16 protein-coding genes are annotated in these 15,554 nt (G+C 61.5%); 9 read left to right on the top strand and 7 right to left on the bottom strand.

Going from position 1 to position 15,554, the window contains the following annotated elements; translation table 11 throughout:
- Window positions 1–18: 18 nt before the first annotated feature.
- The 4 genes from AC3WQS_RS09065 to AC3WQS_RS09050 form a co-directional block, all read right to left on the bottom strand.
- Window positions 19–588 (bottom strand): RNA polymerase sigma factor, encoded by a 570-nt coding sequence (locus tag AC3WQS_RS09065; protein WP_020969378.1) that lies wholly within the window; start codon window positions 586–588, stop codon window positions 19–21.
- An 84-nt stretch (window positions 589–672) separates the two neighbouring features.
- Window positions 673–2,184 (bottom strand): cobyric acid synthase, encoded by a 1,512-nt coding sequence (locus AC3WQS_RS09060; protein WP_060939577.1) that lies wholly within the window; start codon window positions 2,182–2,184, stop codon window positions 673–675.
- Between the two features lie 8 nt (window positions 2,185–2,192).
- Entirely contained in the window at window positions 2,193–3,050 is an 858-nt protein-coding gene (gene map / locus AC3WQS_RS09055; protein ID WP_492712494.1) for a type I methionyl aminopeptidase, read from the bottom strand.
- A 29-nt stretch (window positions 3,051–3,079) separates the two neighbouring features.
- Entirely contained in the window at window positions 3,080–3,799 is a 720-nt protein-coding gene (locus AC3WQS_RS09050; protein WP_046378409.1) for a transglutaminase domain-containing protein, read from the bottom strand.
- Between the two features lie 53 nt (window positions 3,800–3,852).
- Here AC3WQS_RS09050 and AC3WQS_RS09045 point away from each other — a divergent pair, with 53 nt between their 5' ends.
- The 4 genes from AC3WQS_RS09045 to AC3WQS_RS09030 all read left to right on the top strand — a co-directional run bounded on the left by AC3WQS_RS09045 (window position 3,853) and on the right by AC3WQS_RS09030 (window position 6,618).
- A complete protein-coding gene (locus AC3WQS_RS09045) occupies window positions 3,853–4,203 on the top strand; it encodes a DMT family transporter (RefSeq protein ID WP_019748028.1) in 351 nt (116 codons plus the stop codon).
- On the top strand, window positions 4,200–4,526 hold the full coding sequence (locus AC3WQS_RS09040) for a DMT family transporter (protein ID WP_019748027.1): 327 nt from the start codon (window positions 4,200–4,202) through the stop codon (window positions 4,524–4,526). The genes AC3WQS_RS09045 and AC3WQS_RS09040 overlap by 4 nt, the downstream gene beginning before the upstream one ends.
- A gap of 54 nt (window positions 4,527–4,580) precedes the next feature.
- A complete protein-coding gene (locus AC3WQS_RS09035; RefSeq protein WP_492712495.1) occupies window positions 4,581–5,399 on the top strand; it encodes a helix-turn-helix transcriptional regulator in 819 nt (272 codons plus the stop codon).
- Between the two features lie 142 nt (window positions 5,400–5,541).
- Window positions 5,542–6,618 carry an ABC transporter substrate-binding protein gene (locus tag AC3WQS_RS09030; protein ID WP_223257885.1) on the top strand — a complete coding sequence of 359 codons (1,077 nt, stop codon included), beginning with the start codon at window positions 5,542–5,544 and terminating at the stop codon, window positions 6,616–6,618.
- 17 nt (window positions 6,619–6,635) lie between these two features.
- Here AC3WQS_RS09030 and AC3WQS_RS09025 read toward each other — a convergent pair whose 3' ends face one another.
- Window positions 6,636–7,229: a GNAT family N-acetyltransferase gene (locus AC3WQS_RS09025; RefSeq protein ID WP_492712496.1), complete on the bottom strand. Its 594-nt coding sequence runs from the start codon at window positions 7,227–7,229 to the stop codon at window positions 6,636–6,638.
- A gap of 163 nt (window positions 7,230–7,392) precedes the next feature.
- On the opposite strand from AC3WQS_RS09025, the gene AC3WQS_RS09020 reads away from it, so the two are divergent.
- A complete protein-coding gene (locus tag AC3WQS_RS09020) occupies window positions 7,393–7,791 on the top strand; it encodes a DUF7144 family membrane protein (protein WP_019748023.1) in 399 nt (132 codons plus the stop codon).
- A gap of 78 nt (window positions 7,792–7,869) precedes the next feature.
- The gene (locus AC3WQS_RS09015; RefSeq protein WP_492712510.1) at window positions 7,870–9,315 is read left to right on the top strand and encodes a hypothetical protein; all 1,446 of its coding nucleotides are present in this window, start codon (window positions 7,870–7,872) and stop codon (window positions 9,313–9,315) included.
- On the opposite strand, the gene AC3WQS_RS09010 is transcribed toward AC3WQS_RS09015, so the two are convergent.
- Window positions 9,293–9,670, bottom strand: a complete 378-nt coding sequence (locus AC3WQS_RS09010; RefSeq protein WP_020969370.1) for an SHOCT domain-containing protein — start codon at window positions 9,668–9,670, stop codon at window positions 9,293–9,295. The two genes, AC3WQS_RS09015 and AC3WQS_RS09010, sit on opposite strands and share 23 nt — an antisense overlap.
- Before the next feature lie 131 nt (window positions 9,671–9,801).
- On the bottom strand, window positions 9,802–10,053 hold the full coding sequence (locus AC3WQS_RS09005) for a three-helix bundle dimerization domain-containing protein (protein ID WP_019748020.1): 252 nt from the start codon (window positions 10,051–10,053) through the stop codon (window positions 9,802–9,804).
- Between the two features lie 219 nt (window positions 10,054–10,272).
- Between AC3WQS_RS09005 and ppk2 the strand changes: the two genes are divergently transcribed.
- From ppk2 to AC3WQS_RS08990, 3 genes are read left to right on the top strand one after another with little or no spacing between them, the layout of a single operon-like run.
- Complete coding sequence (gene ppk2 / locus AC3WQS_RS09000) at window positions 10,273–11,040, top strand: polyphosphate kinase 2 (protein ID WP_153212522.1); 768 nt, start codon at window positions 10,273–10,275, stop codon at window positions 11,038–11,040.
- A gap of 27 nt (window positions 11,041–11,067) precedes the next feature.
- Window positions 11,068–13,830, top strand: a complete 2,763-nt coding sequence (locus tag AC3WQS_RS08995) for a cation-translocating P-type ATPase (RefSeq protein ID WP_097387477.1) — start codon at window positions 11,068–11,070, stop codon at window positions 13,828–13,830.
- Window positions 13,827–15,521 (top strand): SulP family inorganic anion transporter, encoded by a 1,695-nt coding sequence (locus AC3WQS_RS08990; RefSeq protein ID WP_021343951.1) that lies wholly within the window; start codon window positions 13,827–13,829, stop codon window positions 15,519–15,521. The genes AC3WQS_RS08995 and AC3WQS_RS08990 overlap by 4 nt, the downstream gene beginning before the upstream one ends.
- Window positions 15,522–15,554: the final 33 nt, after the last annotated feature.

The raw sequence follows: 15,554 nt of genomic DNA, 5'->3' as shown, positions 1-15,554 counted from the left end.
CGGCAAACCGCCGAGTCGTCATCGCCATCGGTCGAGCGCGAGACCCAGATTCCGCCTCGCCCGAGTGTGTTGGCCACGAACCGCGTCCGGACTCAGTTCCAGGACAACTGCGATCTGTGGATACGTCATGCCCTCCACTTCCCGCAAGACCCAGGCGGCGCGCTGACGCAGCGGTAGACGATCGAGTTCGGCTTCAAGAGCGTCGAGAAATGCTGTGCCGCATACTTCCTCGCTCGGATCGCGCAATCGAGTATCGACTTCGTCCCGAAGTCCGTCCACATCGGCGGCGCAGGAGCCGACTTTTCGATGGACATCCGCGATCTTGCGAGAGCAGATCGCGAACAACCAGGTCTTGATGCTCGAGCGCCGCTGAAACCCCGGAAGTTGGCGCCAGGCGGCAACGCAGGTTTCCTGGACGATGTCGTCGACGTCACTCTCACTGGTGACGAGTCGACGGGCAAATCGATACAAGTGCGGGCCGTATCGGCGAACGATGACGTCGAAGGCCGCATGATCGCCGAGCATTGCCGAGTCGACCAGCACCTCGTCACTGAAGTCGGTAAGCAAGCCGTCGAATTGATCTGTCACCGCGCACACTCCTACTAGGGAGCCGTCGCGGGAGTGAGGCCTGGCTATTCTACCGCGTCCACGTCGACGCCCGCGGGAGCGCTCTCAGGCTTCGAGTGCGGAGGCAATGACGGGAAGCCCGATCGGCGCCCCACCGTTGATCAGTTTCTCGAGTAGATCCTGATCGAGGTGCTGCTCGACGAGATCAGCGAGAAGGTCGAGTTGTTGTTCTCGCACCGCGGCAACCGAGGTGTCGGGTGCAGCAACAAAACCGGGAACCGCGATCTCACGCAGAAGGCTGCGCCGAAAGTCGTCACTTTCCAGGAGACCATGCCAGTGTGTCCCTCGAACAGACCCTCGCACACTGCCTTCCGGCACACCGCCCGAGTCCGCCAGCAATGGACGGTCCCCGTTGTGCACGACGCGTCCGTGATGAATCTCGTACCCCGACACCGAGATACCGTCGGCGGAACCGGTTACCTGCGCCAGCACTTTGTCCGAAGCGAATTCGATGTCGAGGTCCAGCAGACCGAGTCCTGCGGTGGTCCCTGATCCTGATTCGACCTCGTCGACGATCGAATTACCCAGCATCTGGTATCCGCCGCAGACTCCCAGCACCGCCTGCCCGCGGCCCGCTCGGGCGATGATCTCGTCAGCCAGGCCGGTACTCCGCAACCACTCGAGGTCACTCACGGTGGACTTACTACCGGGGATCACCACGAGGTCTGCGTCGCGGATCCGCGACGGATCGGTCACCCACGAAACTGCCACGCCCGGTTCACATGCCAGCGCCTCGACATCCGTCGAGTTGGAGATGCGGGGGAGCCGAACCGCAGCAACGGTGAGCCAGGCCGAACCGACGGGTGGGCCAGGGCGCCCTACCGGGGCGTTGCCGGTGACGCCAAGCGAATCCTCGGCGTCGAGCCAAAGATCGTCGGCAAACGGGATCACTCCGAGAGTGGGTCGACCGGTGAGGCTGCGCAGTTGATCCAGTCCGGGTTCCAACAGTGCAACGTCACCGCGGAATTTGTTGATCACAAATCCCGCGATCAATGCCTGGTCGCTCGGCGAGAGCACAGCAACGGTCCCGAACAGATGGGCCAGGACGCCGCCGCGATCGATGTCACCGACGACGACGACCGGAATCTGCGCAGCCTCAGCCAATCCCATGTTGGCAAGATCCGTTGCGCGCAAGTTGATTTCGGCCGGTGAACCGGCGCCTTCACAGATCACGACGTCGAACTCGGATCGAAGCGATTCGAGATCTTCGGCCACGACGGCGCGAAGCCACTGCCGATGCTGCATGTAATCGCGAGCACCCACCGTGGTCATCGCCTTGCCCCGAACGACCAGTTGCGAAGTGCGATCACTCCCCGGCTTGAGCAGCACGGGATTGAATCGAACACTCGGCTCCAGACCGCATGCCCGCGCCTGAAGTGCCTGCGCACGGCCGATCTCTCCGCCGTCCAGCGTGACCACGGAGTTGTTCGACATGTTCTGTGCCTTGAACGGCGCCACTCGGACGCCTCGACGCGCCAACATGCGACACAATCCGGCTACCAGAACGCTCTTGCCTGCGTCGGAAGTAGTGCCGGCTACCAGCAGAGCGCCGCGCATCGCCGAACTCAAGGCAGGGTGAGAATCTCTGCACCGGTCTCGGTGACCACCAAGGTGTGCTCGAACTGCGCCGTCCACTTACGGTCCTTGGTGACGACGGTCCAGCCGTCCTCCCAGATCTCGTAGTCGATACCACCGAGGTTGATCATCGGTTCGATCGTGAAGACCATGCCCGGTTCGATGATCGTCTCAACCGCGGGCTCGTCGTAGTGCAGGATCACGAGGCCGTTGTGGAAGGTCTCGCCGATTCCGTGTCCGGTGAAGTCCCGGACGACGCCGTACCCGAACCGATGGGCGTAGGACTCGATGACGCGTCCGATCACGTTGAGCGCGCGGCCGGGCTTGACGGCTTTGATGGCCCGCATCGTTGCCTCGTGTGTGCGCTCGACGAGCAAGCGGTTCTCTTCGGACACGTCACCGGCGAGGAACGTCGCATTGGTGTCCCCGTGCACTCCGTTGATGTACGCGGTGACGTCGATATTGACTATGTCTCCGTCCTGGATCACGGTCGAGTCGGGGATTCCGTGGCAGATCACCTCGTTGAGAGACGTGCAGCACGACTTCGGAAAGCTCTTGTAGCCCAACGTCGACGGGTATGCGCCGTGGTCGAGCATGAACTCGTGTGCGATGCGGTCGAGCTCGTCGGTCGTGACACCGGGAGCGACAGCCTTGCCGGCTTCCTGCAGCGCGCCGGCAGCGATCTTGCTGGCGATGCGCATCGCCTCGATCGTCTCCGGCGTCTGAACCCAGGGCTCGTTGCCCTCTTTGGCGGTCGGCTTCCACGCGTACTCGGGCCGCTCGATCTTCGAGGGCACAGCGAGGACGGGAGAGACGGTTCCAGGGATCAATGGGGTACGCACAGACATGCAGAACAGCCTAGACCTCGCGTCGCGCGTCAGCCGGATGCACTCCAGTTCCGGAAAACCGGATCGACGAGAATTCTGATGGGGGTCGACATCGTCTGTCCGAATTCCTCGAAGAGCTTGTCGCGAGATTCGAAGGTGCCCAGATCACGGTCGACGAATTCGGAGAAGTCCAAGCAATCGCACGAAATTGATTTGCCCCAACTGATCGGAGCGCGTCCGATCGCGTCGAACAGTGTCTCCTCGCCGGTGTTCGTGAACGGTTCGAGCGCTGAGACCACCGCAGGTGAAACGATCTCGGAGATGTCCTGCCAGCGTCCGTCGACCAGAAATTCCGGCCACGCCAGCAGCACTGACTTCGGAATCACCGCATGTAGACGCCGAAATCTCGGGTACCAGAACTCCCCACGAAGTACGAGACCGCGAACTCGGGTGGCGATACCTCGGCGGCGAGCCAACGCTTCGACGATAGCCAGTCTCTGACTGCAGGATCCGCGTCCTCGGCTCAATGTCACCGAGACGGGTTGCCGGTCGTCGAGGCCGTACACCGGCCGAATATTTGCAGCGACGCTGCGATGCGCCGACACCAGGAACTCCTGCGCCGACTGGATCGCACCTTCTGCAATGTCCTCGTAGAGGCGAGCCACGTCATCGTGGCCCCAGTCGAGAATCGGCGTCGCGGTTATATCGCCACCGGACACATCGTGGCGGATGTCACCTTCGCGGATTCCGCCGAGCAGCACGCACGTCATGTCTCGACCGTAGTGCGCGACCGGAATCGGTGGAGCCTGACAGAATCCGAACCGTGAAGAAATGGCTGCTGTTGATCACCGCGATCCTGACCGAGGTGTCTGCGACTCTGTCTCTGCGCGCGGCCCTCGATCACCCCGCCTGGTACGTCGTGGTCGTCGGCGGATATCTCGCAGCATTCACCGCGTTGTCGTTCGTCCTGCGGGAGGGCATGGGACTCGGTGTTGCATACGGAATCTGGGGCGCAACCGGAGTTGTCCTGACCGCGGTGTTCGCGACTTTCCTTTTCGGCGACCCCCTGACAGCCACCATGGGCGTCGGCATTGCCCTGGTCATCGGCGGAGTCCTCTGCGTTGAACTCGGTTCCCAGGTTGCTGCCGACAGCGGGCCGGCGGACCCGGCATGACCTTCGTATTTCTGATCGCTGCAATTATTTCCGAGGTCACCGCGACGTTGTCACTACGGATGGCGTCGCAGGACGGCAGCGACAAACGATGGCTCGCGGTTGTCACCGTGGGGTACCTCGCCGCTTTCGCTTTCCTCACGCTCGCACTCGACGCGGGCCTGACGATCGGCGTTGCGTACGGCATCTGGACTGCTTGCGGGGTGGCGCTGACGGCAATCGCATCCCGCATTCTCTTTCGCGAACCGCTGACCAAGCTCATGATCGTGGGGATCGGCCTTATCGCGGCAGGCGTGCTTCTCATCGAACTCGGTGCGGGCCACTGAGCCCAGCAAACAGGGTGTAAGGTTTACCTAACTTTGCTTTGGAGGTAGTCCGCGGTGCCGATCCCTGCCCTTCGTGAAATCGACGGTGGCCTCCACCTGTCGGATTCCGACCGCCACACTCCGATGGCGCGCGCCGTCCCGGCGCCGTTCCAACTGACGACGTACATCGTCGAGACCGACCACATCATCCAGTGGCCACAGCACGCTCATGCCGAGCACGAACTCATCTGGTCCGACCGCGGCGTCGTCAACATGATCATCGACAATCAACTCTGGACCGTCACGCCCGGCGTCGGCCTGTGGATCCCTCGCGGGGTCCTCCACGAAGGTCAGGCCAATCCGCACGTCGCATTCCGCGCCACTCTCTTCACCCCCGAGTTGTGGACTCCCGCCTGGAACGAACCGTGCATCGTGACCTTGAGTGAGGCAGCCCGGGTACTGCTGATACACCTCGCCCATACCGGAATGCCTGCAGAACAACGCCTTCGGGCACAGCAGGTCTGTGTCGATCTCCTCACCCCGGCATCGGCACCTCACTTCGACGTACCGATCCCCCGCGATCCCCGGCTTCGACAACTCGTCGACAAAGTGTTGTCGGATCCCGCCGACGATCGGTCACTCGACCAGTGGGCGCACGTTCTCAACCTCAGCCGACGCACGGTCACCCGGATTTTTGCCGCGGAACTTGCGCTGAGTTTTGCGCAATGGCGCACTCTGGTTCGCATGAGTACAGCGCTGGGCATGCTGGGGACCGGGATGAGTGTGAACGCCGTCAGCCGTCGAGTCGGGTACGGGACGTCGAGCTCGTTCATCGCTGCTTTTCGTAAGACGGTCGGCTACACCCCTGGCAATGCGCTCGCCGCTGTCAACTGACTCGAGCCTGACCTGTTGTCGACATCTGCTGGCCCCTTCGCTACACGCACGCGCCCTAGATTCACTTAGGTAAGCCTGCTCTCATGTGCGTACCGCGCTGAGTCGTGCAAGCACTTCCCCGATCTATCCCGAGGAGTTTCGCGTGTTCAGATCTGCCCGTCAGAGAATTCGTCCCCAACGGAAGAGGCGAATTGTCGTTGCGCTGATGGTGGCGGCCGCACTGCCTCTGACCGCCTGCACGCAGTCGTCATCGGACGCCCAGGAAAATAGTTCGTCGGCATCTGCTGTCGAGGACGGCGCATACCCCGTCACGATCGAGCACGCATTCGGCGGCACCACCATCGACAAGGAACCGACCAGGATCCTCACCCTCGATTCCGCAGCGGCCGACACTGTCATCGCCCTCGGCGTCACTCCGATTGCAATGCAGAAGGACTCGTGGGCCGGCGACGCCGACGGCTTCCTCCCGTGGACGCGCGCGGAACTCGAGAAGTCGGGCCAGCCGCTGCCCACACCGGCGCCGTACTACTCCGACAGCGGTGAGCTTCTGTTCGAGCAGATCCTCAATGCCGCACCCGACCTGATTCTGGCCCCGTACTCCGGTTTCTCCGAGCAGGACTATCAGCGCCTGAGCTCGATCGCCCCGACACTCCCCTACGACACCAAGCCGTACCAGCCGAGTTCGTGGCAAAACCTCGCCACCGATGTCGGCAAGGCCTTGGGGCGCCCGGCCCAGACCGCGGATTTGATCAAGTCCGTCGAGAATACGGTGGAAGAGTCGAAGACCAGCCATCCTGAATTCAATGGAGTCACGTTCGCCTTCGGGTCTTACATCCGCGAAGGCGAAACCGAAACGGCCATCTACGGCCCGGACGATCCGCGCGTGAAGTTCGTCGAAAACCTCGGACTCACAGTCGCTCCCGACGTGGTCAACGGTGCCAAGAACTTTGCAGGCGACTCGTTCCTGTTCGGCATCAGCATGGAAAAGCTCGACACGATCAACACCGACGTATATCTCGGATGGGCAAGCGATCAGTCGGAAGTCGACAGCACGTTGGCCAACACCCTGTTCGCACGGTGGCCGGTTATCGCCAACGGGAAGGACTTGTGGATCACCGACAATCGCCTGACAGCCGCCACCATGTACGTCAGCGTTTTGAGCGTTCCATGGGCAACTGACGAGCTGGTCCCCCAGTTGACCGAACTGGTTGCGAAGTAGCAGCTCGGCCCTCCTGATCAGAGACTTGTAGGCCACTCACTGCGCAGCGTTGCAAAAACCACAGTGTCGGTCCACTCGTTCTTGATCCACGCGTTCTGCCGAAAATGCGCCTCTCGCCGCAACCCGATTCGCCGCGCGAGTCGCGCCGAGGATTCGTTTCTCGCATCCATCTGCGCGACCACGCGGCGCAATCGGGGTGTTGCGAACACCAGGTCGATCAGAGCGGTCACAGCTTCCGTCGCGAATCCTCGGCCGCCGAACTCGGGCGAGAATGCCCACCCGACTTCTGCCGTGTGCGCGGTTTCGGCTGTGCAACCCGATTCCTCGACTAGCCAGGCGCTCACGCTTCCGACAACCCGGCCCTCGTATCCGACAACAAGAGCCACCGCGCCCGCTGCCAGGTCGCGGCGAGACATTCTGGTCTGCACTGCCTCTCGCGCATCGTCCGGGCTCCAGGGTTCGTTGGACAAATACCGGCACACGTCGCTACGCCCGTAGAAGGTGAGAAGGTCCTGATGATCGCCGGGAAGGTAGGAACGAAGCACCAGTCGATCCGTCCGAATTGTTACCGGCGCAGTCGTCGGCGTCATGCCTGCGTCCTCCACATCCATGCCGTCACGGTAGATCCTCTCGGATTCGTGGGCGAGCGAATATCGCGAGGATGTCCAGCGCTGAAATGTTTGATTTGCCCCGTGGCGGGATACTTCACCACCGTAAATGGTCGCAATACGGAGTTACGCCAGGCAATTTCGCACTTGATACCAAGGGGCGGTCATGGCCGAGGAATCACTGGTCAAGCAAGGTGTGGCAAAAGGAAGCGCGCTGGGCGGAGCCGTTCTTCTCGTCACCGTCGGCGTGCTCGAAATTCTCCAAGGCATCTCGGCGATATCCAAGGACGATGTGACCGTTGTCGGCCCTGAATACGCGTACCAATTCGACCTCACCTCCTGGGGATGGATTCACCTCGTACTCGGCGTGCTCGTCACCGCTGTCGGAATCATGCTCTTCACCGGCGCGACGTGGGCACGGGTAGGCGCGATAATCTTCTGTTCGCTCTCGATCCTCGCGAATTTCCTGTGGCTACCCCACTCTCCGTGGTGGTCGATCACCATCATCGCGCTCGACGTATTCGTCATCTGGGCTGTCGCGACATGGAATCCCGACGTGATCTGAGGTCTCGACTTCGGATACACCCATCGAATTCAGCGTTTTCATCTGTGCGGCAGTAGTTTCCCTCCGGAGAGGAACATGATGGCAAACGGCACGAACGACGGCCCACTCCAGGAGGACGAACGTGCCGAACTAGCCAGGTTGCGGCAAGAGGTTGCAACACTTCGAGAGCAGACTCCCAGAGCCCGCGAAACGACCGTCGAGCAAGTCTCCCGGCCACCTCGACACGGACTGCGGTGGACTGCCGTGGCGATACTGCTGGTGTTGGTCGCGCTCCTTGCCGTCTTGTCCGTGACCACCCGCTTCACCCGTAGTCAGATACTCGACACGGACCGCTACGTCAGTACGGTCGCGCCACTGGGCGAGAACCCCGCCGTTCAGGCCGAGATCACGAATCAGATCACCGACGAGATCTTCGATCGTGTCGACGTCGAGGGGCTCACCACCGACGCACTCACCGCACTGACCGACGTGTCGAATCTTGCGGCCAACGCGCCGCGTCTGGATCAAGCCGTAGTGGGGTTGGCACCGGTGATCGCCGGCCAGGCAAAGAGCTTTGTTCATGACACGGTGGGCTCGCTCGTTCGGTCACAACAGTTCGAGGACTTGTGGATTCAAGCGAACCGATCGGCGCACAACGCACTGGTCTCGGTCATGACCGGAGATTACGGCCCCAATTCCGTCGAAGTCGATCAGAGCGGAACCGTCAGCATTTCGCTCAGTACGATCATCGACAGGGTCAAAGCAGCTTTGATCGACCGCGGCTTCGCCTTCGCAGACAAAATCCCCTCCGTGGACAAGGAATTTGTTCTCTTCCAGTCCCCCGAACTGGTGAAGGCTCAGCGAGCCGTCTCGGCACTCGACAAGGTCTCAGCGGTGCTGCCGTGGTTGGGAATCGCTTGCGCGGCAGCCGCTGTCGCCGTTGCGCCAACCGGTCGCAGGCTCCGCGCACTGTCCCTGGTCGGCCTGTCGATTGCGTTGGGAATGCTGGTTCTCGCGATCGGAATTCTCATCGGACGCGCAATCTACCTCGACAGTGTGCCCACCGATATCCTCTCGCCAGACGCCGCGACTGCCGTCATCGACACAGTTCTGGTACCACTGCGCACGAGCCTGCGAGCGGTTGCGGTCCTCGGCGTGGTGGTCGGGCTCGGCGCCTACCTGGTCGGTGGGTCGTCGTCGGCGATCGCCGTTCGACGAGGCTACGGGCAGGCATTGGACTTCGTCCGGCATTCTTCAAGCGGCCGTACGCCAAATCAGGTGGAGCGGTGGGCCAATCAGCTTCGTGTTCCGCTGCGCTGCGCCATCATCGGCATCGCCGCATTGTTGCTGCTCTTCTGGCGCTACCCCACCGGTTTGGTCGTGGGTTGGATCGTCGTCATTGCGCTGGTTGCACTCGTAGCTCTCGAAGTGCTGGTTCGTCCGGCACGCGCCGCCGCGCAGGACGCCCGGCCTGACGACGCCGGAACCGACGACGCCAGGCCTGGGGCAGAAGATACAAAAACTACGCCAGCGCCTTTGCCTTGATTGCCTGGAATTCCTCTTCGTTGATCGCGCCGGAGTCGAGAAGCTCTCTGGCGTCGGCAATCTGCTGAGTCGGAGACCTGCCGGCGACGGTTCGAATGTAGTCACTCTGCGCGTGTATGTGCTGTTGAGCGGCCTCCATCGACCGCCGAGTCATTCCGTCATTCTTGACAACCACGTAGATCATCGCGGACAAGAATGGAATGACGAAGAGGAAAATCATCCACAACGCCTTGGCCCAACCCGAAGTCTCGTGATCACGGAACAAGTCGGTGATGATCGAGAACAACACGCTCAAATACGCCACAAAGGCAAAGCAGACGAAGATGAACCAGAAGAATTCCCAGAAACCTTCCATGTCAACGCTCCCTGTACTCGGTTTACACATAAGGAGTTCGGGAGGCTGACATTCCGCGCCTGAAATCTGCAGTCGGCCAAAACTCCCTGGTCCAAGGTCATTTCAGTATGCGCCGACGACGTCCGTTCCGGCTACAGTTCGAGAGGGTTCAGCACTGCGGACCGTTCATCCATTATCGGAATCACGATCATCCGGTTCGAGATCTCGTGTCTGGCCGCCTTTTCGACAAGGAGAGGCACGAAATCACGTATCCGACACCCCGCAAAACGTTGGTGAATTGTTCGCACTCTGTTTTCGATCTCCGGTGGAGGAACATTCGGATACCGGGAAATCAGGCGAGTGATCACCCGCTCGACGTGGAGCAACTCTTCGTCGCCAGTCATCAATTAATACTCGCGCCGATCGCTGACACCGTCAAGACTCGAAACGGGCTCGAAAACAACACGATTCGAGTCGCGATCCCGGAGAGAATAGGTTGACCGAATACGGGGCATACACATACGAGCGGACGATGCCCCGCGCGCTCACGTCTCCAAGGAGTGGAAGTGGGAAAGAACGCTCGGATTCTTCACGACGACGCGGCACTCGTCGCAGAAAAACCGATGAAGAACAAGGTATACCGCCACGAACTCAAGCCGATGCACGGTGAGCTCGTGGCTTTGCAGGAGTGGGTCAAATCGTCTGGCGCCAAGGTCTGCATCGTGTTCGAAGGCCGAGATACCGCGGGGAAGGGCGGAGTAATCAAAGCCATCACCGAACGCGTGAGTCCACGAGTGTTCCGGGTGGTTGCTCTACCAGCGCCGACCGAGCGAGAGCACTCGCAGATGTATGTCCAGCGTTACGTCCCACATCTCCCGGCGGCGGGCGAGATCGTCATCTTCGACCGAAGTTGGTACAACCGTGCCGGAGTCGAACGAGTGATGGGCTTTTGCACCGAAGAACAGGCTCATCAATTTCTCCAGCTCATTCCGACCGTCGAACGCGCGATCGTGGAATCGGGAGTCATTCTGCTCAAGTACTGGCTCGAGGTCAGCGAAGAACAGCAGCTCTTACGTCTGCAGAGCCGGATCGACGACCCTCGAAAGATCTGGAAGCTGTCGAATCTCGATCTGAAGTCGTTCAGTCATTGGTACGACTACTCGCGTGCCCGCGACGAGATGTTTCGCTTCACCGACACCGGCTGGGCGCCCTGGTATGTCGCGAACAACGACGACAAGAAACGCGGACGACTCAACATCATCAGTCACATTTTGAGTCAGATCCCCTACGAGCCCGTGCAATCCACTGACATCACCCTGCCGAAACGGCAGAAGGCCCACGGCTACCAGACGCCCAAACAACCGCTTCACTGGATTCCGACCCGGTATTGACGATCGCCAAGGAAAGGACGTGCGGTCATGAGCCCCACGCCGTGGCATGCGCAGAGTGGCGAATCAGTCGTGTCCGTACTGCAGTCGGACCAGCAGCGCGGACTGCAATCGAGTGAGGCCGACCAACGTCGACAACGCTACGGGTCGAACGAAATCACCTCGACGCCACCGCCGTCGACGTGGTCGATCGCACTGTTGCAACTGAAAGATCCGATGAACTTGATGCTCGTCGCCGTGGCCGCGGTCAGCATCGCCATCGGTGAAGTGCCGACAGCGATCGTGGTGGCGGTGCTCGTCGTGCTCAACATCGTCCTCGGAACTCGACAGGAGTTGAAGGCACGGGCCAGCGTCGACGCGCTCGCCAAGATGCAGACACCCCAAGCGCGGGTCATTCGTGACGGGAACCTGATTCAGCTCGACGCTACCGAACTGGTGCCGGGTGACGTCGTCCAAGTCGAGGCCGGAGACATCATCGCTGCCGACGGGCGGTTGCTCGCCTCGACCACCCTGGAGACACAGGAAGCCGCATTGACCGGGGAAAGCGCGCCGATCCCGAAGGACCCGAAAACGCTGAGCAATGAGGATATTCCACTCGGAGACCGCAGCAATCTGGTGTTCCAGAACACCTCGGTCACCCGCGGCACAGCGACCATGGTGGTCACCGAGACCGGAATGCAGACGCAGATCGGCCAGATCGCGTCGATGTTGTCGGCCGTCGCCCCTGGCAAGTCGCCACTGCAACGAGAATTGGACTCTCTCACCAAACTTCTCGGCATCATCGCGTGGACAGCCGTGATCGTCATCGTCGTCATCGGACTCATTCGTGGTCAGGACCTGACAACGCTTCTGCTCCTTGGTATCGCGATGGGAGTGTCCGCGATTCCGACCGGCCTGCCAACCTTCGTCCAGGCAATGCTGGCCTACGGGGCCCGTCAACTGGCCGACGCCAAGGCCGTCGTGAAGAACCTGACCGACGTCGAAACTCTCGGCGCGACCAGTGCAATCAACTCGGACAAGACCGGCACGCTGACCATGAACCAGATGACCGTCCGATCGCTGTACGTCCACGGCCGTTGGTACACAGTCGACGGCGAAGGCTACGCCAAAGCGGGAAGGATCACGCAGGTTGCCGGCGAGGCACCGCCCGACTTCACCCTTCTCGCATACGGACTGTGTCTCGACAGCGATGCAACGGTTTCCGATTCCGGGGAAGTTGTCGGCGACCCGACCGAGGCCGCACTCGTGGTGCTCGCGGCAAAGATCGGTGCCGACGCCCCACTCACCAGACGGACCTACCCGCGGGTGGCGACGGTTCCGTTCGATTCCGCGTACAAGTTCATGGCCACGTACCACCATCTCGAAGTCGACGGTTCAAGTCAGTTCGTCGGATTGGTCAAGGGCGGACCCGATGTCGTCCTCGCTCGTTGTTCTTCGGCCTTTCTCCCCGGCCGCCGGCAGGTACCGATCGAGGAAGTCCGAGACGAACTCACGGCAGCAAATCAGTCCATGTCCGAGAAGGGTCTTCGGGTGCTGGCATTCGCGGTCAGACGACTCGACGGACGGGAAGACGCTGTCGTGGCGGACCCTATGTCCTTTGTCGAGGACCTGACGTTTGTCGGTATGGCAGGCATCATCGACCCGCTGCGTCCGGAGGCGGTCGATTCGGTGCGAACCGCACACCGGGCCGGCATCGAGGTCCGCATGATCACCGGCGACCATGCCATCACCGCCGCCGCGATCGGTGCCGAACTCGGACTCGGCCCGGGCGCGGTCGGCGGAGCCGAATTGCAAGCGATGACCGATGACGAACTCTCGGCCGCGTTGCCGAACCTGCACGTGTTCGGCCGAGTCACTCCGCAGGACAAACTTCGCTTGGTCGATGTCATGCAGAGCGGTGGCGCCGTGGTCGCGATGACCGGAGATGCTGTCAACGACGCCGCCGCGTTGAAGAAGGCCGATATCGGCGTCGCCATGGGCTCGGGCAGTGAGGTAACCAAACAGGCGGGCAAGATGGTGCTCACCGACGACAACTTCGGAACCCTCATCACCGCGATCACCCTGGGCCGCAACATCTACGGGAAGATCGTCTCGTACATCCGCTACCAGATGTCGAAACTCTTCTCGTTGGTTCTCCTCTTCCTCGCCGCGAGCATCTTCAACATCAACGAGGGTGTGGCACTGACACCGCTGATGGTGCTGTTCCAGCACTTCTTCATCACACTGTTCCCCGTCGCCGTGATCATGCTCGACCCGCCGCCACCGGATCTGATGAACAAGCCGCCACGCGATCCCAAGATGCCGATCGCACATCGAAGCGCAGTCGCTCAGTGGCTCGCGTACGGCGTCTTGCAATTTGCCGTGACACTCGCAGCGATGCTTCTCGCACCCGGCGAAATGAGCACTACTGAGGCGAATGTCCCCATGACCACCGCATTCGTAGTGCTCTCTCTCGGTTCGATATTCGCTGGGTTGACCATGCGGCGTGATCCCGAGTCCGGCCTTGTTCCGCCGGTTCTCGGTGCCATCAAGATCTTGACCATCCCCACGGTCGTGACCGTATTTGCCGTCGAGGCGGGTGTTCTCCAGGATCTCCTCATGACAACCTCACTGACCGGCGCCCAGTGGCTCGTCTGCCTAGGCTGGTCGCTGATCATCCCGGTTGTCGTCGAGTTGGAAAAGGCGATCCGACGCCGCCGCCTCTCACCGACACCTGTCGCCATCACCGCGACCACTGCAGTTGCCCCCGAGCGCGCCCGTCACTCCGCTGAGGGAGGGACAATCACACGATGACGTGGACGGAGGGTCTAGGTCGGCTACCGGGGATCGCGACTGCCCGCGGGTACCGCCGCGAATGGCTGCGAACCGACATCACAGCAGGGCTCGTCTTGACGGCCCTGCTGATCCCGGCGGGGATGGGCTACGCCGAGGCCGCCGGATTGCCCGCGTACGCCGGTCTGTACGCAACCATCGTGCCGTTGCTCGCGTACGCGGTAGTCGGACCGTCGAAGATTCTTGTACTCGGGCCTGATTCGTCGCTGGCACCGCTCATCGCCGCCGCAGTCATACCGCTGGCGGTGGTCGGCGATTCGGAGAACGCGCTTGCACTCGCCGGGGTTCTCGCCGTCCTTGTCGGGCTCATCCTGGTGATCGGCGGATTCCTGCGTCTGGGTTTCGTGACCGAACTCCTCTCGAAACCGATCCGCCTCGGCTACCTCAACGCCATCGCGCTCGTCGTCGTAATCGGTCAGATTCCCAAGCTGCTCGGTTTCTCCGTCGACGCGTCCGGCCTCCTCGGTGAAATCGGTGAGATCGGAAAGGCTCTGGCCGGTGGAGATGTCGATCCCCTCGCTGCCGTCGTCGGCGTGGGTTCACTCATTGTCATTGTGGTCTTCCGGCTCTGGGTACCTGTTGTACCCGGTGTGCTGGTCGCCGTCGTCGCGGCAATAGTCTTGTCCGCCGCCGCCGGTCTCACCGATGACATCGGCATGGTCGGCGCACTGCCGGAAGGACTTCCCCTCCCCTCTCTCGGTGGAGTCACCTGGCAGGACGTCGGGCACCTGATCGGACCGGCGGCCGGTATCGCGCTGATTGCCTTCGCCGACACCGGCGTTCTCTCGCGCACCTTCGCCGCCCGACACGGCGAGGACGTGAACGGCAGTACCGAGATGAAGGCGATCGGTGTCGCGAACGTGGCCGGCGGACTGTTCGGCGGATTTCCGATATCGGCGAGCGGATCACGGACGCCGGTAGCCGAACAGAGTGGGGCGCATACACAATTGGCCGGTGTCGTCGGAGCACTCGCCGTCCTGGTGTTTGTCCTCGTCGCTCCCGGACTGACGGCATATCTGCCCGATGCAACACTGGCCGCCGTCGTCATCGTCGCCGCGTGTGCACTGATCGACGTGGGCGGCATGGTCCGCATGTGGCGCATGAGCACCGTGGAATTCGGCCTCGCCGTCGCGGCGTTTCTGGGCGTTGCCCTGGTCGGGGTGCTTCAAGGCATCCTTGTTGCGATCGGACTCTCCTTCGTAGCGGTCATCGCGCAGGTATGGCAGCCACATCGAACCGAACTCGTCGAGACGGGCGAACCCGCGGGATTCCACGACGTCGAACGCCACCCGGACGGACATCGCATCCCCGGCCTCGTGTTGGTGAGATTTGACGCACCACTGTTTTTCGCGAACGGCGAGATCTTCGACGAGTACGTTCGCTCCGTCGTCGCCAAGGCACCCGACCCGGTCGAATGGGTGGTCATTGCCGCCGAGCCGATCACCGGACTCGACACGACCGCCGTCGACGAACTCGTCGATCTGGATACATTTTTGGAGGGCAAAGGAATTCGATTGGCATTCGCGGAGATGAAAGGTCCGATCAAGGATCGACTCATCCGATTCGGGGTCGGCGACAGGTTCGATTCGACGCACTTCTACCCGACCATCGAAGCGGCCGTGAACGCATTCCGCACCCGAACCGGCGACTGACAACGCCAGGCAATCGGGGGCCTAAGCTGCATT

The sequence above is a fragment of the Rhodococcus sp. FW305-130 genome (assembly GCF_058788335.1).
This window is presented reverse-complemented; position numbering and strand designations above follow the sequence as displayed.

What these genes read in the sequence shown, in the direction of transcription:
- AC3WQS_RS09060 (WP_060939577.1), bottom strand. Translation starts at nt 2,184, where the DNA reads ATGCGCGGCGCTCTGCTGGTAGCCGGCACTACTTCCGACGCAGGCAAG.
- map (WP_492712494.1), bottom strand. Translation starts at nt 3,050, where the DNA reads ATGTCTGTGCGTACCCCATTGATCCCTGGAACCGTCTCTCCCGTCCTC.
- AC3WQS_RS09050 (WP_046378409.1), bottom strand. Translation starts at nt 3,799, where the DNA reads ATGACGTGCGTGCTGCTCGGCGGAATCCGCGAAGGTGACATCCGCCAC.
- AC3WQS_RS09040 (WP_019748027.1), top strand. Translation starts at nt 4,200, where the DNA reads ATGACCTTCGTATTTCTGATCGCTGCAATTATTTCCGAGGTCACCGCG.
- AC3WQS_RS09025 (WP_492712496.1), bottom strand. Translation starts at nt 7,229, where the DNA reads ATGGATGTGGAGGACGCAGGCATGACGCCGACGACTGCGCCGGTAACA.
- AC3WQS_RS09020 (WP_019748023.1), top strand. Translation starts at nt 7,393, where the DNA reads ATGGCCGAGGAATCACTGGTCAAGCAAGGTGTGGCAAAAGGAAGCGCG.
- AC3WQS_RS09015 (WP_492712510.1), top strand. Translation starts at nt 7,870, where the DNA reads ATGGCAAACGGCACGAACGACGGCCCACTCCAGGAGGACGAACGTGCC.
- AC3WQS_RS09010 (WP_020969370.1), bottom strand. Translation starts at nt 9,670, where the DNA reads ATGGAAGGTTTCTGGGAATTCTTCTGGTTCATCTTCGTCTGCTTTGCC.
- AC3WQS_RS09005 (WP_019748020.1), bottom strand. Translation starts at nt 10,053, where the DNA reads ATGACTGGCGACGAAGAGTTGCTCCACGTCGAGCGGGTGATCACTCGC.
- ppk2 (WP_153212522.1), top strand. Translation starts at nt 10,273, where the DNA reads ATGAAGAACAAGGTATACCGCCACGAACTCAAGCCGATGCACGGTGAG.
- AC3WQS_RS08995 (WP_097387477.1), top strand. Translation starts at nt 11,068, where the DNA reads ATGAGCCCCACGCCGTGGCATGCGCAGAGTGGCGAATCAGTCGTGTCC.
- AC3WQS_RS08990 (WP_021343951.1), top strand. Translation starts at nt 13,827, where the DNA reads ATGACGTGGACGGAGGGTCTAGGTCGGCTACCGGGGATCGCGACTGCC.